Origin of the sequence: Bifidobacterium pluvialisilvae, assembly GCF_019331695.1 — a bacterium.
In the GTDB taxonomy this organism is placed as follows: Bacteria; Actinomycetota; Actinomycetes; order Actinomycetales; family Bifidobacteriaceae; genus Galliscardovia; species Galliscardovia pluvialisilvae.
The window spans coordinates 110,918-133,742 of record NZ_JAHBBI010000001.1; the positions used below are offsets into that span (position 1 = coordinate 110,918).

The window sequence follows — 22,825 nt, forward strand, 5'->3', positions numbered from 1 at the left end:
CCCGTGGGTTCCGGTTTTTGTTTGGCTCCTGCGGCTGGGCTTGAACCAGCGACCGTCCGATTAACAGTCGGATGCTCTGCCAACTGAGCTACGCAGGAATATTTCCTGTGCAAGCTTTGTGCCGTGCACAAGACATAAATAATACATACGAAGCGTCGAGATGCAAATCCTCGGCGTGTCGCAGCTGTCGAGACGTGCGACAAACGTGCGAAATCCGGAAATTGTGGTGCTTTTCGGTCGTTTTCGGCGTGGAAAACGACCGAAAAGCACCACAAATCGCCGATGCCGGGTCTTTCGGACCGTGCATCGGCGTCCGGCTACAGCTCGCGCTGCATGGGGCCGTGCCAGGAGACGTTGGGGCAGATGACGTCATTGTCGTGCAGGCCGCCGAGGCGTACGCAGTCGTCGCAGCGTGCGACGAAGCAGTATGGGCACAGGACGTGGCAGTCCTTGCACGCCACCTTCTTGCAGTCCACGCAGCGTACGTAGAAGCGGTCGTCCTTGTGGACGAGTTTATGGCAGACGCAGCAGGTGTCGATGATGCCGTTCTTGTCGAATGCGAACCAGGTGTGCCGCTTGATCCAGCCGCCGTACCTGGATTCCTCGGGCGCGGTGATGACGGTGTCTGGCGGCATGTCCATGATGTTGCGGCCGGGGGCATAGGGGATGATCGGATTGTTTATCAAGACTTCGTAGGGAATGGTGCGGGTGGCGGGGCCTTGTCCCGTTGGTGCGTCGGCGGTCTTTTGCTCGTTCTTTCGTTTCGTCGTCCTGATGGCCATGAAAATGCAGAACGCGATGAACGCGAGCATGATGATAAGGAACATGAGCGGACTTTCGTTATGACGGTGTAAAGGCGGAATATCGGCGGCGGAAAAGGCGGCAAAACAAATGGGCCGGTTCATTCGACAATGCGAATGAACCGGCCCATTGGCTACCTATTGGCTGCCCCTATAAACGTAATCACCATGATTCCGATGATTACCGGGACGACCGATCAGATGTGGTAGTAGAGCTCGTACTCGAGCGGGGTCGGGGCCAGGCGGGCCTGGTCGATTTCGCCGCGCTTGAGGTCGATCCACGTCTCGATGAGGTCCTCGGTGAAGACGTCGCCGGCGTTGAGGAAGTCGTGATCCTCTTCCAGGGCGTCCATGGCCTCGGCCAGGGAGCTCGGCACCTGCTTGATGCCGGCGTGCTCTTCCGGCGGCAGCTCGTAGAGGTCCTTGTCGACCGGCTCCGGGGGCTCGATGTGGTTGAGGATACCATCGAGACCGGCCATGAGCTGGGCGGAGAAGGCGAGGAACGGGTTGCAGGACGGATCCGGAGCGCGGAACTCGATGCGCTTGGAGGCGGGGGAGGTGCCGGCCAGCGGAATACGGATGGCGGCGGAGCGGTTACGGGCGGAGTACACGAGGTTGACAGGAGCCTCGAAGCCCGGAACCAGACGGTGGTACGAGTTGAGCGACGGGTTGGTGAAGGCAAGCACGGAGGAGGAGTGCTTGATCAGGCCGCCGATGTACCAGCGAGCGATGTCGGAGAGCCCGCCGTAGCCCTTCTCGTCGTAGAAGAGCGGCTTGCCGTCCCTCCACAGGGACTGGTGGCAGTGCATGCCGGTGCCGTTGTCGCCGGCGATCGGCTTCGGCATGAAGGTCACGGACTTGCCGTTGAGGAAGGCGGTCTCGTGAACGACGTACTTGTACTTCATCAGGTCGTCACCCGCGTGCTGCAGGGTGTTGAAGCGGTAGTTGATTTCCTGCTGGCCGGCGCCGCCGACCTCGTGGTGAGAGCGCTCGAGCTGCAGGCCGACCTTCTGCAGGTTGGCGACCATGTCGTCGCGCAGGTCCTGGTAGTGGTCGATCGGCGGGACCGGGAAGTAGCCGCGCTTCACACGGTTCTTGAAGCCGATGTTCGGGGTGCCGTCCTCTTCGGTGTCGACGCCGGAGTTCCACGGAGCCTCGATGGAGTCCACCTCGTAGAAGGAGCGCTGCATGGTGTTCTCGAAGCGCACCTTGTCGAAGATGAAGAACTCGGCCTCAGGAGCGAAGGAGGCGGTGTCGGCGATGCCGGTGGACTTCAGGTAGGCTTCGGCCTTGGCGGCGACCTGACGCGGATCGCGCGAGTACGGCTCGTCGGTCAGCGGGTCGACGATGGAGAAGGCCACGTTGAGGGTCTTGTGCTTGCGGAACGGGTCGACGTAAGCGGTGGTCACATCGGGAACCAGCTTCATATCGGACTCGTTGATGGCCTGGAAGCCCTGCACCGAAGAGCCATCGAACGGCATGCCGTCGGTGAAGGCGTTGTCGGTGAACTCGCTGGCAGGCACGGTGAAATGCTGCTGGACGCCGATGAGGTCGGTGAAGCGGACGGAGACATACTCGATGCCTTCCTTGTTGATCAGCGCTTCGACTTCTTCAGGCGTGTGGGCGAAAATCTTATTCTCTGCCACAATCGCTCCTTTATTCGTGAGAACTTACGTATGAAGAATGTACTCTCCGATATTTCCCACAGGGTGCCGTTGGGTTACGAGAATGTTTCGCGAAACGAAAAAACGGGGAAAAACGTGTGTCAGTATTTGATATGACCTTGACAACCGTTTGAAACATTCGCCGTGCTGCCGCCGATATGGGGGACAACCGGGGTGACAACGGCGATTGCGTGGAACGTGGCCGCCATATTACTTGCCGATGGCCGTCATTGGAAGACCCTATGGGCGGCTGATATGAAAAATGTCGGCAATGTCACATTTCGTGCATTGCCGACATTGTTTTGGCGTGCGGTTCCGCAATTCGAGATTGCGGTGGCCTGCCGTGTCGTCTACTTGCCTCGCATGGCGCGGCGGCTGACGTGCACCTTGGTGGGGTCCATGCCCTTCGGGATGCCCATGGTGTTCTTGGCCTGCAGGGTCTTGAGACGGGAGTTGAGCTCGTCGACCTCGTACTTGGTGAGCTTGACCTTCTGCTTGAGCACGGTCTTCTGCAGCTTGCTGATCGGCACCTGCTTCTCGCCCTCGCCGACGGAGATCTTGATGATCGGGATCTCGGAGCCGCGGGTGATGCGCCTGATCTTCAGCTCCTCCTTGTCCATGGCCTTCATCACGCGGCCGTACTCGCCCTCGGCCACGAGGTACACGCCGGTGCGACCGGTGCCGCGCCAGATGGCGTCCTTGGTCTTGGCGTCCACCCAGATCGGCTCCTGCGGGAAGGAGAAGCCGGCCTTGGTGATGTTGCTCAGGATCGCGCCGGTGGCGCCGGGCTTGCCCTCCATCTGACGGTAGCCGACCTTGTCGGCGCGGCGGGTGAGCACCGTGGTGCCCAGCAGCAGACCGACCATGACGCCGAGGATGATGGTGAAGATGTCGGTGATCCACGAGAACCAGAGCAGGGCCACGACCACGGCCACGATGATCGGGAGCGCGACGGCGCCGGCGATGAGCCACGGCAGCTGCTTGTCGTCCCGGGCGGTGAACTTGTAGATCTGGATGATCTGGCTGATGGTGCCTTGCTTCTTCGGCTTCTTTTCGTTCTTCTCTGCCATGATGTCCTTTATATACAGCGTTTCTATATAGCGTTCGTCGGGGTTGAGACTTGTGCTGAAAGACCAGTGTACTTGGTTTCCTGCCAAATGACACCGTCCCGCGGCACGGCCTAGCGCATGTGCAGCGGCCGTCCGTCGGCCTTGAGCAGCGCCTCGCCCAATGCCTCGCCGAACGTGGGATGCGGATGGATGAGGCGGGCGGCGTCGCTCAGCGGCACCGCGTTGCCGACGAGCTGCTCGGCCTCGCCGGCCAGTTCGTTGACCTCCGGGCCGACCATGTGCACGCCCACGACGACGCGCGCCGTTCCGGCCTTGCCGGCGGGCACGGCGCCGATCACCGTGACCGAGCCGTTCTCGCCGGTCATGAGCGTACGCGCGTTGCCGGTCATCGGATAGATGGTCTCGGTCACGTCCTCATAGCGGTCGTCCGCCTGCGCCTGGGTCTTGGTCAGGCCGACGGCGGCGGCCTCGGGGGAGGAGAACACGACGCGGGGGATCGTCTCCTCGCGCACCGGGGACGGGTCGAGCCCGGCGATGGCCTCGGCCGCGACGATGCCCTGTTCGAAGGCGCGGTGGGCGAGCTGGTAGCCGCCGGTGATGTCGCCCACCGCCCAGACGTTGGCGAGGTTCGTGCGTCCGAGCCCGTCGACGCTCACGTACCCCGCATCGTCGCGGGCGATGCCGAGCCCGTCGAACCAGGGGGCGTCCGTGTTGGGGTCGCGGCCGATCGCCACGAGCACGATCTGCGCGGCTGTGGTCCTGTCCTCGGTGGTCTTCCCGCTCGTCACCCGGTAATGCACGGCGGCACCGAGGTTCACGCCCGTATCCATGCCGGTCACCCCGGCATGGGTGACGACGTCGATGCCGCGGCGTTTGAGTTCGCGCGTCATCGTGGCGCTGGTCCGGCGGTCCCAGTTCGACAGCACGCCGTTCCGGCGGGCCAGCAGGGTCACACGGCTGCCGGCCGCGTTCCACAGGCTGGCGAATTCCAAGGCGACGGCGCCCGAACCGACGATGATGACGTCGTCGGGGAATTCGTCGAGTTCGAGTGCGGCGTCGGAATCGATGACGCTTTGCGAGAAGGGGATGCCCGGCAACGGTCGCGGACGGGAGCCGGTCGCCACGATGACGTGGCGGGCCGTGACGATGTGGGGGGCGTCATCCTGCGAGGTGATGGTCACGGCGTATGCGGCGTCGCCGACGCGTTCGACGGCGTTCGCCTCGCCATGGACCATGTCGACGCCACGGAACCGCAACAGGCCGGACAATCCCTCGACGACGGTGCGCACCGTCTTCCGGCGGTAGTCGCGCAATGCCCCGAAGTCGATGCCGTTGACCGACATGTCGATGCCGTACCGCGAGGCATGGCGTCCCTGTTCGACGCTGCGCGCGGCCGTGATCAGGGCCTTCGTGGGAATGCAGCCGCGATTCAGACAGGTGCCGCCCGGCCGTTCGTCCCGTTCGACGAGTGCGACGTGCAGCCCCAGCTCCCTGGCGCGCAGGGCGGCGGAATACCCGCCCGGGCCCGCGCCCACGATGACGACGTCGTAATCCACGGAATCGGTCTCAACAACGGTGTCGGTCATGATGGAATCTCCTTATGTCATATCACGAATCACAACAATGCGAATCAAACAGCGGCCAATGAAAAACGTCGATACCCAGCCTAATTCGGCGGGCATCGACGCAAACGGCAAACGACGATGGTTTCGCGTGCAGCGTCACGACATCATGACGCGCATCACTCCGGCCACACGCCACGCTTCGGATTGCGCGGACGGGGAAGACGCCAACGACGCATCTGCATGGCGCGCGACCATGCGTAGCTGGCCGAACGCGTGCCCTTGGCCACGGACTTCTCGCCGAACTTGGCGATGAGCTTCTTCTTCAGGCCATGCCACATGATGGCCACGTCGACGATGGCGGCGAAGAAATACGCGTACATCACGATCATCAGCGGCCTCGTCAGCTGCGGGTTCGACGACGTGATGAACATCGAGGCGACCAGCATGATGATGATGAACGGCATCATGAACTCCGCCAGATTCCAGCGGGCATCCACATAGTCGCGGATGTAGATGCGGTAGTCGATCTGCTCGGTCTTCGGCATATGATGCAGGTCGCCGCTCTTCATGGCGGCGTATTCGGCATCCTGCTTCTCACGAAGCTTCGCCTTCGCGGCCTTGTTGCTGGCCTTGCGGTCCTTCGGCACCAGCGGACGGATCTTCGCGGCCTGCGCGTCCTTCATCTTCGGGGTGGGACGGTTCTTCTTGCCGTTGTTCGACTTCGGCTCGCTCTCGGCCGGGGTTTCCTCAGACTTTTCCTTGTCTTCTGAACGTTTGAAGGGGTTCCATGTCATGCGAACAGGTTACGGTGACGCCTAGACTCTCCACGGCGCGAAACCCGTGGGACACACCGCACACACACCGCATATATAAAGGAGGACGGCATGGCGGACATCACCACCGACGAACTGCGTGCACGCATCGATAAGGACTGGCAGCGGGTCGTCGACGCATTGAGCGAGAAGATCGCGCTCGGATCGGTCTCGGCGAAGGGCATCACCGGAGAACACATGAAGCGGTCCGCCGAGTTCGTGGCCGACCTGCTGGCCAAGGAGGGCGTCGACGCCCGCGTGGTGCAGTCCGCCAACCCGGACGGCACTCCCGGCGCATGGGAGGTCGTCGGCTCCCGCATCGTCGACCCGAACGCCCCCACCGTGCTGCTCTACGCCCACCACGACGTGCAGCCCGTGCCCGATCCGACCGAATGGGACACCGACCCGTTCACCGCCACCGCCAAGGACGACGGCCGCCTCTACGGCCGCGGATCCGCCGACGACGGCGGCGGCATCGCCATCCACTCCGGCGCGCTGCACGCGCTCGGCGACGACCTCGGCGTGAACATCAAGGTGTTCATCGAAGGCGAGGAGGAGATGGGCTCGCCCAGCTTCATCCCGTTCATCGAAGCCCACAAGGACGAATTCGAATCCGACGTGATCATCGTGGCCGACTCCGGCAACTGGTCGGCCGAGATCCCCTCGCTCACCACGTCGCTGCGCGGCAACACCTGCGTGGACGTGACCGTGCGCGTACTCGGCCACCCCGTGCACTCCGGCCAGTTCGGTGGCCCCATCCTCGACGCCAACACGCTCGCCTCCATGCTCATCGCCTCCATGTACGACGCGGACGGCAATCTCGTGGTGCCCGGCGTCGCCTCCGAGGAGCCGATCGGCGGCCTGCAGCGCGACCTCGACGAAGCTTCCCTCCGCGCCGACGCGGCCGTGGTGGACGGCTACCGGCTCGCCGGCACCGATTCGCTCGCCTCCCGCCTGTGGACCAAGCCCAGCGTCACCGTCATCGGCTTCGACGCCCACCCGGTCGACGGCTCCTTCAACGTGATCGCCGACGCCGCGCGGTTCCGCCTCTCCATGCGCACCTCGCCCAACCAGAAGCCCGCCGAAGCACAGCGGGCGCTCGCCGACTTCCTCGTCTCGCACGCGCCGTTCGGCGCCGAAGTGAGCGTCGAACCGTTGGAGAACGGCCAGGGCTGGGCCATGGACCCGGACAGCACCGCCGTGAAGGACGCCGAGGAGGCGCTCGCCGAGGCGTTCGAGACCGAGCCGGCCAACAAGGGCGAGGGCGGCTCCATCCCGTTCATCCCCGAACTGCAGCGCATCTTCCCCGGCGCGCAGGTGCTCGTCACCGGCCCCGAGGACCCGAAGGCCAACGCCCACAGCCCCAACGAGTCCATCGACCTGGCGAGCCTGAGGAAGAACATCCTCGCCGAGGCGCTCATCCTCGCCAAGCTCGCCAAGTAGCGGGCCGACTCCCTCGGGAGGGCGCTTCTTCCCCATTGGCTCCCCTCGCTGAGGGGAGCCGTCGGCGTAGCCGCCTTCTCTTCTTGTCATCGTGAGCGCGTCCGCCTTCTTCTTGTCATCGTGAGCGCGTCCGCCTTCTTCTTGTCATCCTGAGCGGAGGGCGGAGCCCGTAGTCGAAGGATCTTGTTCCCCGTATGGTCCAGGATCCTTCGACTCCGCCGCAAGCGGCTGCGCTCAGGATGACAAATAGTGGTGCGGCTGCGCTCAGGATGACAGAAGATGGTGCGGCTGCGCTCAGGATGACAGAAGATGGTGCGGCTGCGCTCAGGATGGTGGAATCCACATTCCCGCTCAGGATGACGGTTGCTACCGCATGACCAGACCGCCGTCGGCGCGGAGGGTCTGGCCGGTGATGAAGGCGGCGTCGTCGCCGGCCAGCATCACCACGGCGCCGGCGATGTCGTCGGCGGTGGCGAGACGTCCCAGCGGCGTCATCGCCACGATGCGTTCGCGCACGTCCTCCGTGGTGGCGCGGCTCGAATCCGTGCCCGCGGTGAGTCCCGCCGCCACGGCGTTCACGCGGATGCCCCACTTGCCCAGCTCCTGTGCGAGCGAGCGGGTGAACCCTACGAGCGAGCCCTTCGCCGCCGTGTAGTCGTGGTAGGGCACGATCGGCGCGTCCACGAGATTGCTGGACACGTTGACGATCGCACCGCCTGCCTGACGGCGCATACGCGGCAGACATGCGGCGCACGTGTTGTAGGCGCCGCGCAGGCATCCGTCGATCTGCTCGCGGTAGTCGTCCCACGTGATGCCGTCGAACGTGCGACGCCGGCGCGGGTCGAACGAGTAATGGCTCAGCGCGTTGTTGACGAGGATGTCGATGCCGCCGAACGTCTCCTCCGTGAACGCGGCCAGCGCCCGCGTCTGTTCCTCGTCGCGCACGTCGGCCCTGAACACGGCCACGCGGCCTTCGGCATCGGTCTCCTGTTCGATGGCGGTGGCCGTGGCGAGGGCCCGTTCGTCATTGCTCAGATAGTCGATGACCACGGCCGCGCCGAGTTCGGCGAACCGGCGCGCGATGGCCGCGCCGATGCCGCGGCTCGCGCCGGTGACGATCGCCGCCTTGCCGGCGAACGGGGCGGCGGGGGATGGGACTGCTGTTGTCATGATGATGCTCCCGGAAAATATCGGTTATTCGAAGTCGTCGTCGAAGGAGTCGGCGAAGCGGTCGGTGCCGCGTTCCACATCCACGGCACGTACGAGGTCGAGCAGGTTGAATCCGCCGTCATGGTGCCATCCCGATTTGGCGCGGTTCATCTCGCCGACCGGGCAGATGCGGTCGATGCCGAGTTCACCCACGCGCTGCGCCAGCGGGAACAGCCGCGTGCTGTCCACGGCCACGCCGCACGACTGCAGCCACTGCCGGTACGGTGCCATCACCGGCAGCGCATTCGTCAGGTCGTCGACCGCCACCACGGTGATGGTGCGGTTCAGCGGCGAGGCCGGCGTGGGCAATGCCGCCGCATCCGCGTAGTACAGCACCGTCCAGTCGGTGCCATGCGGTGAGGCGATGACGAACGGCGTGGCACCGGCGTCCTCGACGCCGGCGGTGGCCCCTCCGGCGAACAACGCCGCCATCTCCACGGAGGAACGCACACGCTGGATCGCCAGCGACTCCTCCTGCGTGGGCGTGGACCGCGGGTACTTGCGCTGCTGGGACTCCAATTCGTGCGCCAGCAGCTCGGCCACTTCATGCGGCGCCAGCATGCCGTCGCGTTCCACGAACACCGTCTGCGCGGCCAGACAGCTCTGCTGGTCGTATGTGGCCACATCCACCGCCATGCGATGCACCGTGGATTCGTAGCGGTCCACGCGCAACGACTCCCGGCCGACCAGCGTGAAGCCGATGCGCGCCCCATAGCTGAGGAACGGCTTGCCTTCCGCCACCTTGGGCCGCAGCAGTTCCGTCGTATGCGAGGAGCCATAGACGATGACCGCGTTCGCCTCCGCGATGGCGGCGTCCTCCAACGGCTCCGTGCCGCCCTTCCACGGCACCACGGCAATCGCGTCCGCCAGCCGCGGGTCTATCTTACGAATCGATTGTGCGAACAGGACCGGCATCAGCGGCTCGTCGAACGACGACTTGCCGATGATGCCGCTTTTGACCAGCAGGCCCATCGTCATGCTCCACACCGGAATCCCCGGCACATTGCTGGAGAACACATGGAACGAAAGGTCCGGCCCATACAGCCGCGTATAGCCGCCGGACCGGTTCGGACGGTATTCGTCCAGCATCTGCGGGCACGGCAATTCATCGTCGACGAACCGCAGCAGCTCCCGACGGCGGAACATGCGCATATAGCGTTTCAGTTCGATGCGCGTCATATCCGCGTCGTAGCCGGTGATCGCCGGCACCAGCCGTTCGGCCATGCGACGTGGCGGATAATCGGGATCCGTCCACAACTCCACGGCCTGCGCCACCACGTCGATGATGTCGTTCACAGGCATGGCGGCAAGATAATCATTACGATTCTTCCGTATGCAATCGCATAACTCATGAATCACATCGGCATCAAGACGCGGATACCGCAGCGTCACCACGCCATCGGGCGTTGCAATCTCGCGCGTGTCAAACGCAGAGAATGTAAACCCGGCCGGCGCATGGAACACGTCGACGATGTTGCCGTCATCGACGAAATTGCCGCCGCTCATGCGTTCGCCGCCATGACCTCGTCCACCGTGATGGAGCAGCCGCGCGCCTCCGCGCCCTTCGCACGACCCAGCAGACGATACCCGTCCGCCGAACGCACGCCCAGATCCTCGGTGAGGATCGCCAGACACGAATTCCAGTTCGCCAGGTCGTAATGCGCAATCACGCCGGTCTCGCCATCCTCGACGGGCGTCAGCGTCTGTGGGTCCAGCATGACCGAACGCACCCACGCCGGCGTCGCCTTCAACGTATTGACCGAACCATCCGCATACACCGACCGCAGATTCTGGTCGTAGATCTGCGAACTCAACTCCGTCATGCCATACATGTTCACGCAATGCGCGCGGTCCACGCCGAACACGTCCGCGAACATCGCGTACATGTCATCCACGGTGATGCCCGTCTTCGTGCTCTTGAACCCGCCCGTGTCGAACAGGCGCGAATCGGCCGGCAACACGAACGTACGGCCCGACTCGCGCAGATGCTCCAGCAGATACCAGTACGCCGACGACGCGCCCATGAGCATCACCGGCTCGGCGTCCGCCACCGCCTGCTCCAGGAACCGTTCGATGCGGTCGAACTCCAGACCATGCTCATGGAAGAAATAGTCGCTGCCCTCAGCACCGCACTGTTCCAGCGCACGCGTCAGGTAGCGCGACAGCGACGAATGCTCGTTCATATCCCACGCCGGCGAGATCACGCAGATGCGGATGCGCTCGCGGTCCGGCAGGATGAAATGACGGAACGGGCCAATCATCGACGCGTCCCAGACCTCAAGGTCGGGATGGAAGTTCCGGCCCTTCTGGCCGGGGTGCGTAGTGCCGCTCGTCGTGAACACGGCCTCGCAGTCGGCCTCCGGCGTGGACGTAAGCGTGAGCATCTTGAAGCCGTCCACCGGCATCGGCGGGATGGCCGACCAGTGGGAAAGCGTCGGCGGGGTCACGCGTTTCGACGTGCAGTAGGCACGATATGGCGCGTTGTTCGCGAACTGGAAGGCGAAGACCTGCCGGGCGAGCTTGTCGAACGCGTCGTCGGGCGCCTCGTCGCAGCCGTAACGGTTGATGAAGTCCAGTACCGCCTGTTTGACGGTTTCGCGGGTGGGGGAGGCGACTGGCTGTATGGGCATGATGGGTCCTTTCCTTGGGGGACGACCGGGGCCTGCCGGGGCCGGGCATATGGAACAGGGTACGAACGACATGCGTTCGTACCCTGCTTTCGTTGGTCCATGGCACGCATGGCACGGATATCGGCTATCGTCTGATACCGATTCTAAATGTTCTCAATGGTGGGACTATTTGGTTTCGGATGAGGAAGCGTCGCCGTTGCCGGCCGTTTCGGGTGTTGGCGTGGCCTTGGCGTCGGTTTTGATGTCAGCTTTGCCGGTCTTCCGGGCGATGAAATCCGGCAGGTCGATGAGCAGCAGCTTCAGGATGACGACGGCGAACGCGCCGACGAGGATGCTGTTCGAGAAGAACACGTGCGCGCCGCCCTCAAGACCGCTCAGCGCGCTCGGCAGGGCGATGCCCAGCAGCAGCGACAGGCCGATGACCACCTGGTTGCGTTCGGTGGACTCCACCTTGCGCAGCGTGTTGAAGCCGGTGGAGATGAGGCTGGCCGCTGCCGGCAGGAAGATGCCGCCGATGACCGGCGAGGGGATGAGCGACAGCACGGCGCCGGCCTTGGGGATGAAGCCCAGCACCACGAAGACGACGCCGGCGAAGATCACCGGCACGCGGGTGCGGGTCTTGCCCTCGTCCGTCACCTTGAGCAGCGCCACGTTCTGCGGGTACGCGGTGGTGGTGAAGCCGCCGATCAGCGACGACAGCGCCGAACCGGCCGCCTCGCCGGCAAGACCGTACCGCACCTGCCTGTTCTCCAGCTTCGTGCCCTGGATCTCCGTGGCGGCCTGGTAGACGCCCAGCGCCTCCATGACGGCCACCATGTACGCGATGAAGAACGGCACGAAGATTGCGGCGTCGAACGTGAAGCCGCCGTACGGCATGAACGTGGGCAGGCCGATCCACGGCTTGGACGCCACGCCGGAGAAGTCGGACAGGCCGAAGACGACGGCCAGCGCGGTGCCGGCCACGAGTGCGATCAGGTACGAAAGCGAACGCCACAGTCCCTTGCCGAACTGCGAGAGCACCACCACGAGCACGGTGGTGAGGATGGAGACGGCCAGCACCTTCGGGTCGGCGAAGCCCTTGTCGCCGGGGGCGCCGCCGAGGAACTCGCTGAGCGTGAAGCCGGAGAGCGAGACGCCCACCAGGAAGATGATGACGCCGGAGACGATGGGCGCGAACAGGAACCGCAGGTTCTCGATGACGCGCGTGAGGCACAGCACCAGGAAGATCAGCGAGGCGATGAAGATCGACGTGCCGGCCGCGGCCAGCGAGCCCGCGGTGCCGGCGGCGATCATCAGCGCGTCGAACGCGGCCGACGGCCCCTGCACGATCGGCAGACGCACGAGTCGCGTGGCCTGCACGAGCGTGACCAGGCCGGAGATGATGAAGATGGCGTTGACCATGTTCGACGACAGCGCCAGCGGCAGTCCGATGGCGGCGGCCACGAACACCGGGTCGAGCCAGACGTTGGAGACGAGCACGTGCTGGAATCCCAGCAGCATGTTCTTCGGGGTGAGTTTTGCGGCGGTTTCGGGGCTCAGTGATTGCTGAGTCATACGGTCTCTTCCTCTCGGTTTCGGGCCTGCGCGCGTCATGCATCGCTTGCGTCATGGCTTGCGCCACACATATGTCGCGAGCGTTGCGTGCGAATCATAGGGGATGCGGAGTGGCCGAAAACCGGTGCCGTTCCTTGCATATGCCAATGCGGGCATGCGAGGACGGCGTGCAAGGCCGGCATGATGCGGCGTGACATCCCTACGCAGGCATTATCCTGTTCAGGTCAACGGGTTCGGGCGGCGTTCCGCCCGTCTCAGCCATGAAGGCACCCCCGTCAGTCCGTCCCACAGACGATACCGAAAACCCGCGCGCCACGCAATAGCCGACTATGGGAAATCCGACACGCGACATCGTCCGACAAGGTCGTGTCAATCATCGTTCGTCAGGATTTTTGCACGAAAGTACGATATGTTCGTCCAGTTTTTTGCACGAAACAGGCATTTCGTCGTCAGGATTTTTGCACGAAACCACTGTTTGTTCGTCGGAATTTTTGCATTGGCATATTTGGGGCACGTATAATCAAGTCAGGACGGCGGAGCCGGACATGAGCATCGGGGGCGGCATGAAACGCGACATTACGAACAAGCTCGAGGAGTGGCGGGTCTCGAAGCATCGGAAACCACTGGTATTGTGCGGTGCAAGACAGGTGGGGAAGACGTATGTGCTTAAGGAGCTCGGCCGCGCCGGTTACGATTCCTGCGCCTACATCAATCTGATGGATGAATCGGCACGGTCCGTGTTCACCGCGTATGACGCTCGGCAGGTTCTGGAGAACATAGCCGTGCTCACCGGTGTGAAAATCGTGCCGGGGCGTACGCTGGTCATCATCGATGAGATTCAGGAGGTGCCCGAAGCGCTTACCTTGATGAAGGCGTTCGCCGAAGATACGCCGGAGCAGCATATCGCCGCCGCGGGATCATATCTCGGGCTCGCCTATCATGCGGGAAAATCATTTCCCGTAGGGAAAATCGATTCGATGGACATGTATCCCATGACGTTTCTGGAGTTCCTGCAGGCCTGCGGGCAGGACGCATTGGCGGATATCGTCCGTTCGCTGGATTTCGGCAGGGCCACGGTGTTCGCTGATCGTCTGGAACGGCTGCTGCGACGCTATTATTTCGTCGGTGGCATGCCGCAGGTGGTCGAAGAGTTCCTTGACGGCGGTAACGACTATGCCGCCGCTCGGCTGCGCCAGCAGGCCCTATTGTCGGATTATGACAACGACTTCTCCAAGCACAAGATCGACGTTCCCGAAATTGACGTGGAACGTGTGCGTCTGGCGTTCCGTTCGATACCCTCTCAGCTGGGCAGGGAGAATCACAAGTTCATGTTCGGGCATATCACGCAGGGTGCCAGGCGCGCGCAGTACGAGACGGCCATCCAGTTCATCGTCGACTCCGGCCTGGCCCATCGTGTATACCGTGTCAGCAAGACGCAGTTGCCGTTGCGTGACTATGAGGATTTGTCCGCGTTCAAACTGTACATGCATGACGTCGGGCTTCTGGGCGCTGCGATGGACGTCAGCGCGCGTGACGTATTGCTGGCGAACACCGCGTTCGAGGAATACAAAGGCGCGATGACCGAACAATACGTATGCCAGCAGCTGGCCGCCACCGGAAGGAACCCGTATTACTGGACGTCCGGCAAGGGGACGGCGGAGGTGGATTTCGTCGTGCAGTATGACAGCCGGCCCGCGCCGTTGGAGGTCAAGGCGGAGGAGAACGTGCACGCCAAAAGCCTGCGTATGTTGTGCAACGACACCGGACTGCACGGCTACCGTACGTCGATGCGCGGCTACCGCGAACAGGACTGGCTCACCAACGTGCCGCTCTGGGCGGTCGGCGCATACTTCGACCCGGTCAATGACCCCGCCAATATCATTCCGGATGTGGGGCTGGACTGAAGGACGCAATCACGAACAGGTTTTGAGATAAGGAGTCGATGATGACCATGGAAAACGCCAATTCCGTATTGAATTCGTACCATAGAAAAATGATGGCGCCGGTATTGGAGGCATTGCGGGAGCTGGGCGGCAGCGCGGCGCGTCCGCAGGTGCATGATCAAATCGCGAAGGATCTTCTCATCAGCGAACAGGATAATCAGTTCAAAAAGGCAGTGGATTTCGCTCGACTGACGCTTGTGTTTGGCGGATATATCGAACCAGCCGACACGCGCGGTGTATGGACCTTGACGGATAGCGGCAAGACCGTAGACATGACCGCTGAATTGGCTTCGGACATCATTCGTCGGCGTAACCGGTATGACCGGGAACAACGTGGCAAAAAGAAAACCGTTGACAATGCCCTTGGCGACAGCGGCGTACCGGAGAAAAAGTACTGGTCGTATCGTCCAGGGGTCAAGGCGGAGAACTGGCATGAATGCCTGCAAACCTCACTGATGCTGATTGGCTATGGCGGTATCGGCGACGTTGCGAAATACGACAGCCGGAATGACATTCAACAGGCTCTGCAAAACGACTATGGCTTTAGTAATGCTCCTAGGAATGTAGCCCGTGAGCTTTGGCAGTTCGTTTACGATATGAATCCCGGTGATGTGATTGTCGCAGTTGACGGTCACAGAGGGATTCTCGGCATCGGCAAGGTGCAGTCTGGTTATGAGTATCAAACGAATGATACCAGCGATTTCAACCATGTACGGCAGGTCGTATGGACTGACCTGAGTGATGACCATATTGTCATGGAATCCGAAAAGCAGTTTCACAACATGACGCTGAACGAGATTACCGGGAACCTTGATATGGTCCGCCAGATCGACGAAATAATCGATGATGGAGCCTTGGACATCGACGGCGCGTCCACGGATGACGAGCATACGCTGGAGCCCTATTCCCGTGAAAAGTTCCTTGACGAGGTGTACGTCAGCGAACGTACCTATGACAATCTTGTCGCCGCTCTTGATCGCAAGAAGAACATCATCCTCATGGGGGCTCCCGGCGTGGGCAAGACCTTCATGGCCAAGCGGCTCGCCTATTCCATCATGGGCGAGAAGGACTCCAAACGTGTGACGATGGTGCAGTTCCATCAGAACTATTCCTATGAGGACTTCATGCTTGGCTATCGTCCGACCGACAACGGCTTTGCACTCAAATACGGGGTGTTCTACGAATTCTGCAAGAAGGCCGAAGCAGACGAGGACCGCCCATATTATTTCATCATCGATGAAATCAACCGTGGCAACCTCAGTAAAATCTTCGGAGAGCTGTTCATGCTCATCGAGAACGACAAACGCGGCCTCAGCCTCCGGCTTCCCTATGCGGACGAATTGTTCTCCATCCCCAAGAATGTGTTCATCATCGGCATGATGAACACCGCCGACCGGAGTCTGGCGATGATTGACTATGCGCTTCGGCGCAGGTTCGCGTTCATCGAATTGGAACCAGGCTTTGATACTGATGGCTTCAATTCGTATATGCATGCCTTGCAGAGCGAGAAATTCAATAGGCTCATCACCGCCGTAAAGGAACTGAACCGGGAGATCGCCCGCGATGATTCTCTGGGCAAGGGCTTCCGCATCGGCCACAGCTACTTCTGCGGGTTGGATTCCAAAACGGCGAACGAGCAGACACTGTCGGGCATCGTCGAATACGAGTTGATTCCTTTGCTGGAGGAATACTGGTTCGACGAGCCACAAAAGGTGGACGAGGAGGCCGACAAGCTGCGAAAGGCCATCCGATGACGTCGCCTGCCATGACGTCATCACGTATTCCGGTCCGGAACGTGTACTACATGCTGTCGTACGCCTTCCGGGCATTGCAGGAGCAGCAGTATCGGAAACTGGCCACGGAACCCTTCGACAACATCGCCGACCTATGCGCCGCCATACTCATTCAGGGAATGTCGGCACAGATCAAACGAGGACTCTCCCGGGAATATGTTCCTCACACCGACGAGCTGGATTCTCCCCGCGGCAAAATCGAAATCACCGAAAGCGTTCGCAAGGTCACGATGTCTCGGAAAAGGCTTGTATGCACGGTGGATGACTTCACCGTGGACTCGCGTCCGAACCGCATCATCAAATCAACCATGCTGTTGCTGGCGCATGCCGATATCAATCTGATTCGGAGAACGAGACTGCGGCGTCTGCTCGCATGTTTGGACAACGTTGGGCGAGTCGATCTTCGTCGAATCGACTGGCGACTGCGATACGACAGAAACAATCAGACCTATCGTATGCTTATCGGTATCTGTCATCTTGCGGTCAATGGGCTGCTGCAAAGCTCCCGGCCCGGCAAGACGCTGCTCATGGATTTTCTCGATGACCAGCAGATGCATCGGATATACGAGAAGTTTCTCTTCGGATACTATTCGCGCGAATGGCGGGGACTCATCAACACGACCCATCATCGTATTCCGTGGATGTGTTCGGCAGGCGATGGACTGCCGATTATGCAGCCTGACGTGGTGTTGGACAACGGTCGGGATGTTCTCATCATCGATGCGAAATACTATACGCGGACAATGCAGCGGAACTTCAGTGGCTACACGATGCATTCCGCGAACATGTATCAGATGTTCACCTACGTCAAGAACAAGACGGCGCAGCTGGCGGCGGGAGGGGAAGAGCGTACGGTATCCGGCATGTTGCTGTATGCGAAAACGGATGAGGAACGGCAGCCGGACGGCGAGTTCGACATGGGCGGCAATCGAATCGCCGTACGTACGCTGGATCTGAATCAGGATTTTCCCGGCATCGCCGGTCAACTTGACGATATCGTCATGAGGTTCTTTCCCGGATCGACGGACGGCGTCGGTTGTTCGCTGTTTTCGGACGCGTAGGGACCGTTTCGTCGGCGTGTTGCGTCCGAAAACGGCGAACAACGAGTGATGCGGTGGATTCGGCGTATAACCGAACCCACCGCATCACTCGGGGAAGCCTGAATCAGGCGAAAATCGGAAGGAAATCAGGCGATCTGGGCGAGCAGGGTCGGCAGCTCGGCCATCGTGTTGATGACGGCGTCGGCGCCGGCCTCGGTGAACGCGGCCTTGGCCTTCGCGCGGGCGTCGGCCTTCTCGGCGTCGGACAGCGCCTCGAACTCCTCCTGGCTCATGGCCAGCTGGGAGCTGCCCTCGACCACGCCGATGGTGAACACGCCGGCGTTCTTGCCCTCGCGGATGTCGGAGAGCGTGTCGCCGACCTTGGCGGCGGCGTGCACGGAGGAGACGCCAAGCTTCTCAAGATTGCGGAAGATCATGTACGGGTAGGGGCGGCCGAAGCCGTTCGTGCCGTCCGGGCTGATCCAGAAGTCCGGGTCGTAGCCGTTCTCCTTGGCCTTCGGCACCACGATGTCCATCATCTTGTCGGTGTAGCCGGTGGTCGAACCGATCTTCAGACCGGCCTCGCGCAGGGCGGCCACGGCATCGAGCACGGCCGGCTTCGGATCGGCGTAGTTGTCGAGGATCGACAGCAGCTTCGGCTCGAAGTGCGCGTACACGTCGTCCACGTCCTTGTCGGTCGGGGCGTGGCCGTGCTCGTCCTCCCAGGCGCGGGCGATGCGCTCCATGTGCAGCATCGTGTTGATGTGGTCGTGCTTGAGCATGCCCATCGGCTTGCGGGTCTCGGCCATCGTCGGGTCGATGCCGAACTCGCGGAACGCCTCCTGGAAGGCGCGGACGGGGGCGAAGCAGCCGTAGTCGACGGTGGTGCCGGCCCAATCGAAGATGACGGCCTCAAAACGGTTGGTCATGGTTGGTTTCTCCTTTGATGATTCCTTGGTGTTGCGTGGATGATGATGCCGGGGGAGGGTCAGGCGGAAAGCTTGACGCCCATGGGGGCGGCGGCCTTGATGGGCTCGCCGGCCTTGTCCATCGCGGCGATCGCGGCCGGGACGGAATCCGAGCCGGTGGCGGCCTCAAGCAGGCCGCGCTCGCCCATGTACATGGCCAGCAGCTCCGTGACCTTCTCGATGTCATCGGCGTAGATCTCGCCGATGTTGCCCAGACGGAACGTCTCCTCGTCGGTCAGCTTGCCCGGGTAGATGGCGTAGCCGCGCTCCTTGATGAACTCGTACATGTCGTGGAAGTCGAACTTCGTGCCCTTCGGGTACAGGAACGTGGTGATGATCGGGCCCTGGTGGTCGGCGAGGAACGTGGAGAAGCCCAGCGCCTTCATGCGGGCGATCAGCAGGTCGTTGTTCAGCTGGTAGCGGGCGGAGCGCACGGGGATGCCGCCCTCCTCGAACATCTCGTCAAGCGCCTTCGAGAAGGCGAGCACCACGTGGGTGGGGGAGGTGTAGCGCCACTTGCCGTTGGCCTTCTCCAGCGTGTTCCACTGGTCCCACAGGTCGAGCGAGAGGCTGCGGGCCTTGCCCTTGGACGCCTCGAGCTTCGCCTTGTTGCAGATGATGAAGCTGAAGCCGGGCACGCCCTGGATGCACTTGTTCGCGGAGGAGACGATGAAGTCGATGCCCCAGTCGGCCACCGGGATGTCCACGCCGCCGAAGGAGCTCATCGCGTCCACCATGAACGTCTTGCCGTGGGCCTTGACCACCTTGGCCACGGCCTGAATGTCGTTGAGCAGGCCGGACGTGGTCTCGGAGTGAATCATCGACACGTGCGTGATCGACGGGTCGGCGTCAAGATACTCGGCCACCTTCTTGGCGTCCGGGATGCGATCGTACGGCTCGGCGTACTGCGTGTAGGCGATGCCCGCGTGCTCGCAGATCTTCACCTGACGGTCGCCGTAGGCGCCGTTCGTGCACAGCAGCACCTTCTCGTCCTTGCCGATCACGGAGGTCAGCACGCTTTCCACGCCGAAGGTGCCGGAACCCTGCATGACCACGACGGTGTACTCCTCCGGATCGCAGTGCGCGAGCTCAAGCAGCTGGCGACGAATCTTCTGCGTGATCTGCTGGTAGTCCTCGTCCCACGTGCAGTGGTCGAAGAGCATCTCCTCCTTGACCGTGCGGGTCGTGGTCAGCGGACCGGGGGTGAGCAGCTTGTATTCGTTGGTCATTGTTGTTCCTTCTCTATTTTTTATTTTTGGGGGATTGTTGGGGATAAAAGGTTGGGTTTTGTGGGATGCCGGGTGGTTCGGGTATCGGCGTGTGGCGTCTGTCGATATGCATTGCCCGACACACTCAAGGCCGTTCGACCTCGCTCCGGCATGTGCTGGCGGAGCCTAGCACATGCCTTCGCTGCTTACGGTCGGTCAATGCATATCGACAAGAGGCGTGATGCCGTCCGTCACAGCAATGGGGCCTGTGAGGGTGGGGTCAGGCTTCCTTGGCGGCGCGCTTGCAGGCCTCGGAGAAGTCCTGATGCTGTTGCAGCAGGTCCACCGTCAGCGGCTTGTCGAAGGTCTTCGGGTACTTTGAGCCGTTGGCTGGTTCCTTCTCGCCCTGGTAGAGCGGCGTCGGATAGGTCTGGAGCAGTTCCTTGCGTCCCTGGTCGATGATCACGCCGGCCATCTTCTGCGCCAGCGGATTGGTCTTGGAGCCCTTGTCGAGCACCGCCACCGATTCGGTCAGCGAGTAGTTGCCCTCGATCGGGTCGACGTAGTCGATGGGCAGACCCTTCTTCTTGTCGGCCGCGGCCTGGTGTCGCAGACCGAAGCCGATGGCCACCTCGCCCGAGCGCACGGACTTCAGCGGGCCGGAGCCGGACTGTTCGAGATGCGGGCCGGCGTTCTTGTAGATGTCGGTCAGGATCTGCTTGCCCTCGTCGCCGGTGCCGTAGGCGCCCACGATGGCCTGCACCATCAGCCAGCCAGTGGAGGAGCCCTCCATGTCGGGCACGGAGATCAGTCCCTTGTACTTCGGGTCGGCGAGGTCCTTGAAGCTCGTCGGGACGGGCACGCCGGCCTGCTTGATGGCCTCGGTGTTGTAGAAGATGGCGCCCTCCTGGGCGGTGGTCGGGCTGCGGTAGTCCGGCGCCGTCGTGTTCACGTTGGTCCTCAGCAGCTTCGACTTGACGTCGGTGAGCGGCTGGAACATGTGGTTGCGTTCCTGCGCGGAGTCCACGTAGTAGGAGCTCATGGTGAGCATGTCGGCCTCGAGGCTCTTGCCCTCGGCCAGCATCTTGCCGCCGAGCTCGGAGGTGCCGAAGCTCTGCATGATGTACTTGCCCTTGTAGCCGTTGTTGTCGAGCGCGTGCTCGAACGCTGCCACGGCCTCGTCGTCGGCGTTCGTGTAGATCACGACCTGCTGGCTGGCCGCGGCGGTGCCGGAGAAGGCGCCGAATCCGAAGGCCACGAGCAGGGCGGCGATCACGCCGGAGGCGATGCCCGTCACCACGTTGCGGCTGCGGGAGCGCGGGTTGAGCGGCGGCAGGGCGAAGCTGCCGGCGGCGATCTGCTCGCTGGTCTTGCGGGCGCCCTGCTTCACGGTGGCGGCCGCGGCCTCGGTGGCCTTGGTCTTCACGGGCTTCTTGCGGGTGGCGAAGGCGATGATGCCCTTGACCACGAGGTTCGTCACGAGGATGAGCAGCGAGAGGGCGAAGATGTCGTCGAACTTGGCGAGGTGCTGGAGCGCGGAGATCTTCGTGGTGATCACCTGCGTCTTGGCGCCGGTGAGGAACACGACCGCGGAGATCGTGACCATCGCGTTGACGAAGTAGTAGCCGAAGACCTGCAGCACGGTGGGCCATGCGTTCGGCGTCACCACGCGCACGATGGTCTTGAACCAGCTGTCGCCCATGAGCTTGGCCGTGGTCTCCCACGAGGCGTTCATCTTCGAGAGCGAGTCCTTCATCATCTGGTACGGGGTGGCGAAGTAGTGGATCATGTTCGCGATGATGAGGATCCAGAAGGTGTTCTGCATCGGGCTGCCGCTGAACGTGAACAGGAACGCGATGCCGAGCACCATGCCGGGGACGGTGTTGATGATCGAGCTGATGGAGTCGACGAACCGCTTGGCGGCGACGGGCAGCTTGGAGCGGGAGGTCACCAGGGCGGCGGCGTAGGCGAACACGCAGCCGAGGATGGCGGTCATCACGGCCACGTACAGCGAGTTGGTGAACACGGCGGTCAGCTCGGAGTCGGCGAAGATGCCGGTGATGTGGCTGAACGTGAAGTTCAGCTTGAACGGCCACATCTCGACGAACGGGATGAGCAGGATCACGGCGAACACGGAGAGCACGCACACGAGCACGACCACGGAGGCGATGGCGCAGAACGTGTCGCGCTTCTTGCCTTCGGGCAGGTCGATCTGCGAGACCTTCGAGTAGCGGATCGAGTACTTCTCGAGGATGGTCATCAGGATGATGGAGATGATCGACGGGATGAGCATGAACACGGCGATCACGGCGCCACGGTTGAAGTTCGGGATCGAGCCGAGCATCTGGTTGAACAGCGTCATGGCCAGCACGTCGTAGGTGCCGCCCACGGAGGTAGGAATACCGTAGTCCGTGAAGCTCAGGAAGAAGCTTTGGATGAACGCCACGCACATCGTGCCGATGAGCGGCCGCACCGTGGTGACGAAGAACGTCTTGATGTGGCTGTCGCCCATGATGTGGCTGACGATGATGAACTTCTTGTCGACGAACTGGAAGGAGTTGTTGATCAGCAGGAAGCAGGTCGGCAGCGTGTAGATGACGTAGCCGATGAGCAGGCCGTTGAACCCGTAGATGTCGAACAGCTGGTGTCCGAACAGCTTGGTGATCAGGCCCTCCTTGCCGAAGGAGTAGATGATGGCGAAGCCGTAGGTGATGGTCGGCAGCAGCATCGGCACCTGGGTGAGCAGGGCGATGGCCTTCTTGAACTTCGGCGGCAGGTTGGTGCAGTTGACCGCGTAGGCCAGCAGGAACGCCAGCAGCATGGCCACGAGCGCGGCCGTGGCGGCGACCTTGAGGCTGTTGAACACGGAGGTGAGGAACTCGGGCCGCGCGAGGATGGCCGCGTAGTTCTCCATGGTGGCGGAGCCGCTTCCGGTCTGGAACGACTTGGCGAGCACGATCACCATCGGCACCACCAGGAAGATGGCGAAGATGACGGTGACGGCGACGAGCAGGGCGGTCAGCTCGGGCTGCCGCGGCTTCATCGGTCGGGATTCGTGGTTCTTGATCTCAGGCGCGATGTTCGGCAATTGCTTGCCGGCCTGAATCGATTCGACGCTCATTGTTC

The 22,825-nt window shown here is 62.2% G+C and carries 16 protein-coding genes, 1 tRNA gene and 1 riboswitch; of the genes, 4 read left to right on the forward strand and 13 right to left on the reverse strand.

The features are described 5' to 3' along the window. Window positions 1-22 precede the first annotated feature (22 nt). The 6 genes from KIH77_RS00420 to KIH77_RS00445 all read right to left on the reverse strand — a co-directional run bounded on the left by KIH77_RS00420 (window position 23) and on the right by KIH77_RS00445 (window position 5,893). A tRNA-Asn gene (locus KIH77_RS00420) sits at window positions 23-98 on the reverse strand. A 219-nt stretch (window positions 99-317) separates the two neighbouring features. Further along, on the reverse strand, window positions 318-827 hold the full coding sequence (locus KIH77_RS00425) for a hypothetical protein (RefSeq protein WP_219099081.1): 510 nt from the start codon (window positions 825-827) through the stop codon (window positions 318-320). Window positions 828-997: 170 nt separating this feature from the next. Continuing rightward, complete coding sequence (gene glnA, locus KIH77_RS00430) at window positions 998-2,446, reverse strand: type I glutamate--ammonia ligase (protein ID WP_308283088.1); 1,449 nt, start codon at window positions 2,444-2,446, stop codon at window positions 998-1,000. A gap of 368 nt (window positions 2,447-2,814) precedes the next feature. After that, window positions 2,815-3,534 carry a DUF4191 domain-containing protein gene (locus KIH77_RS00435; protein ID WP_219099083.1) on the reverse strand — a complete coding sequence of 240 codons (720 nt, stop codon included), beginning with the start codon at window positions 3,532-3,534 and terminating at the stop codon, window positions 2,815-2,817. A 110-nt stretch (window positions 3,535-3,644) separates the two neighbouring features. Then, window positions 3,645-5,120, reverse strand: a complete 1,476-nt coding sequence (locus tag KIH77_RS00440; RefSeq protein ID WP_219099085.1) for an FAD-dependent oxidoreductase — start codon at window positions 5,118-5,120, stop codon at window positions 3,645-3,647. Between the two features lie 155 nt (window positions 5,121-5,275). Continuing rightward, window positions 5,276-5,893, reverse strand: coding sequence for a DUF3043 domain-containing protein (locus KIH77_RS00445; protein WP_219099087.1), 618 nt, complete (start codon window positions 5,891-5,893; stop codon window positions 5,276-5,278). Window positions 5,894-5,983: 90 nt separating this feature from the next. On the opposite strand from KIH77_RS00445, the gene KIH77_RS00450 reads away from it, so the two are divergent. Further along, on the forward strand, window positions 5,984-7,354 hold the full coding sequence (locus tag KIH77_RS00450; RefSeq protein WP_219099089.1) for a dipeptidase: 1,371 nt from the start codon (window positions 5,984-5,986) through the stop codon (window positions 7,352-7,354). A 366-nt stretch (window positions 7,355-7,720) separates the two neighbouring features. Here KIH77_RS00450 and KIH77_RS00455 read toward each other — a convergent pair whose 3' ends face one another. From KIH77_RS00455 to KIH77_RS00470, 4 genes are all read right to left on the reverse strand, one after another. Then, window positions 7,721-8,524 carry an SDR family oxidoreductase gene (locus tag KIH77_RS00455; RefSeq protein ID WP_219099092.1) on the reverse strand — a complete coding sequence of 268 codons (804 nt, stop codon included), beginning with the start codon at window positions 8,522-8,524 and terminating at the stop codon, window positions 7,721-7,723. Between the two features lie 24 nt (window positions 8,525-8,548). Further along, entirely contained in the window at window positions 8,549-10,069 is a 1,521-nt protein-coding gene (locus KIH77_RS00460; RefSeq protein WP_219099094.1) for an acyl-CoA reductase, read from the reverse strand. After that, the gene (locus tag KIH77_RS00465) at window positions 10,066-11,193 is read right to left on the reverse strand and encodes a LuxE/PaaK family acyltransferase (RefSeq protein ID WP_219099096.1); all 1,128 of its coding nucleotides are present in this window, start codon (window positions 11,191-11,193) and stop codon (window positions 10,066-10,068) included. Before KIH77_RS00465 ends, KIH77_RS00460 begins: the two co-directional genes overlap by 4 nt. Window positions 11,194-11,358: 165 nt before the next feature. Continuing rightward, window positions 11,359-12,747: a solute carrier family 23 protein gene (locus KIH77_RS00470; RefSeq protein ID WP_219099098.1), complete on the reverse strand. Its 1,389-nt coding sequence runs from the start codon at window positions 12,745-12,747 to the stop codon at window positions 11,359-11,361. A gap of 178 nt (window positions 12,748-12,925) precedes the next feature. Next, a riboswitch (TPP riboswitch) is annotated at window positions 12,926-13,031 on the reverse strand. A gap of 45 nt (window positions 13,032-13,076) precedes the next feature. Between KIH77_RS00470 and KIH77_RS00475 the strand changes: the two genes are divergently transcribed. The 3 genes from KIH77_RS00475 to mcrC are packed head-to-tail and all read left to right on the forward strand — an operon-like array spanning window position 13,077 to window position 17,544. Then, a complete protein-coding gene (locus KIH77_RS00475; RefSeq protein WP_219099100.1) occupies window positions 13,077-14,651 on the forward strand; it encodes an ATP-binding protein in 1,575 nt (524 codons plus the stop codon). Window positions 14,652-14,689: 38 nt separating this feature from the next. Further along, on the forward strand, window positions 14,690-16,444 hold the full coding sequence (locus KIH77_RS00480; RefSeq protein WP_219099102.1) for a DUF8426 domain-containing protein: 1,755 nt from the start codon (window positions 14,690-14,692) through the stop codon (window positions 16,442-16,444). A gap of 11 nt (window positions 16,445-16,455) precedes the next feature. Next, window positions 16,456-17,544, forward strand: a complete 1,089-nt coding sequence (gene mcrC, locus KIH77_RS00485; protein ID WP_219099104.1) for a 5-methylcytosine-specific restriction endonuclease system specificity protein McrC — start codon at window positions 16,456-16,458, stop codon at window positions 17,542-17,544. Between the two features lie 125 nt (window positions 17,545-17,669). Here the strand turns inward: mcrC and phnX are convergent, their stop codons facing one another. From phnX to KIH77_RS00500, 3 genes are all read right to left on the reverse strand, one after another. Next, window positions 17,670-18,452: a phosphonoacetaldehyde hydrolase gene (gene phnX / locus KIH77_RS00490; RefSeq protein WP_219099106.1), complete on the reverse strand. Its 783-nt coding sequence runs from the start codon at window positions 18,450-18,452 to the stop codon at window positions 17,670-17,672. Between the two features lie 59 nt (window positions 18,453-18,511). Beyond that, a complete protein-coding gene (locus tag KIH77_RS00495) occupies window positions 18,512-19,720 on the reverse strand; it encodes a 2-aminoethylphosphonate--pyruvate transaminase (RefSeq protein WP_219099108.1) in 1,209 nt (402 codons plus the stop codon). Between the two features lie 259 nt (window positions 19,721-19,979). Continuing rightward, window positions 19,980-22,820, reverse strand: coding sequence for an extracellular solute-binding protein (locus tag KIH77_RS00500; RefSeq protein ID WP_219099110.1), 2,841 nt, complete (start codon window positions 22,818-22,820; stop codon window positions 19,980-19,982). Between the last annotated feature and the right edge of the window lie 5 nt (window positions 22,821-22,825).

Excerpts from the sequence above, each read along its gene's own strand:
- KIH77_RS00425 (WP_219099081.1), bottom strand. The coding sequence starts at position 827 with ATGTTCCTTATCATCATGCTCGCGTTCATCGCGTTCTGCATTTTCATG.
- KIH77_RS00435 (WP_219099083.1), bottom strand. The coding sequence starts at position 3,534 with ATGGCAGAGAAGAACGAAAAGAAGCCGAAGAAGCAAGGCACCATCAGC.
- KIH77_RS00440 (WP_219099085.1), bottom strand. The coding sequence starts at position 5,120 with ATGACCGACACCGTTGTTGAGACCGATTCCGTGGATTACGACGTCGTC.
- KIH77_RS00445 (WP_219099087.1), bottom strand. The coding sequence starts at position 5,893 with ATGACATGGAACCCCTTCAAACGTTCAGAAGACAAGGAAAAGTCTGAG.
- KIH77_RS00450 (WP_219099089.1), top strand. The coding sequence starts at position 5,984 with ATGGCGGACATCACCACCGACGAACTGCGTGCACGCATCGATAAGGAC.
- KIH77_RS00455 (WP_219099092.1), bottom strand. The coding sequence starts at position 8,524 with ATGACAACAGCAGTCCCATCCCCCGCCGCCCCGTTCGCCGGCAAGGCG.
- KIH77_RS00460 (WP_219099094.1), bottom strand. The coding sequence starts at position 10,069 with ATGAGCGGCGGCAATTTCGTCGATGACGGCAACATCGTCGACGTGTTC.
- KIH77_RS00465 (WP_219099096.1), bottom strand. The coding sequence starts at position 11,193 with ATGCCCATACAGCCAGTCGCCTCCCCCACCCGCGAAACCGTCAAACAG.
- KIH77_RS00470 (WP_219099098.1), bottom strand. The coding sequence starts at position 12,747 with ATGACTCAGCAATCACTGAGCCCCGAAACCGCCGCAAAACTCACCCCG.
- KIH77_RS00475 (WP_219099100.1), top strand. The coding sequence starts at position 13,077 with ATGGGAAATCCGACACGCGACATCGTCCGACAAGGTCGTGTCAATCAT.
- KIH77_RS00480 (WP_219099102.1), top strand. The coding sequence starts at position 14,690 with ATGATGACCATGGAAAACGCCAATTCCGTATTGAATTCGTACCATAGA.
- mcrC (WP_219099104.1), top strand. The coding sequence starts at position 16,456 with ATGACGTCATCACGTATTCCGGTCCGGAACGTGTACTACATGCTGTCG.
- phnX (WP_219099106.1), bottom strand. The coding sequence starts at position 18,452 with ATGACCAACCGTTTTGAGGCCGTCATCTTCGATTGGGCCGGCACCACC.
- KIH77_RS00495 (WP_219099108.1), bottom strand. The coding sequence starts at position 19,720 with ATGACCAACGAATACAAGCTGCTCACCCCCGGTCCGCTGACCACGACC.
- KIH77_RS00500 (WP_219099110.1), bottom strand. The coding sequence starts at position 22,820 with ATGAGCGTCGAATCGATTCAGGCCGGCAAGCAATTGCCGAACATCGCG.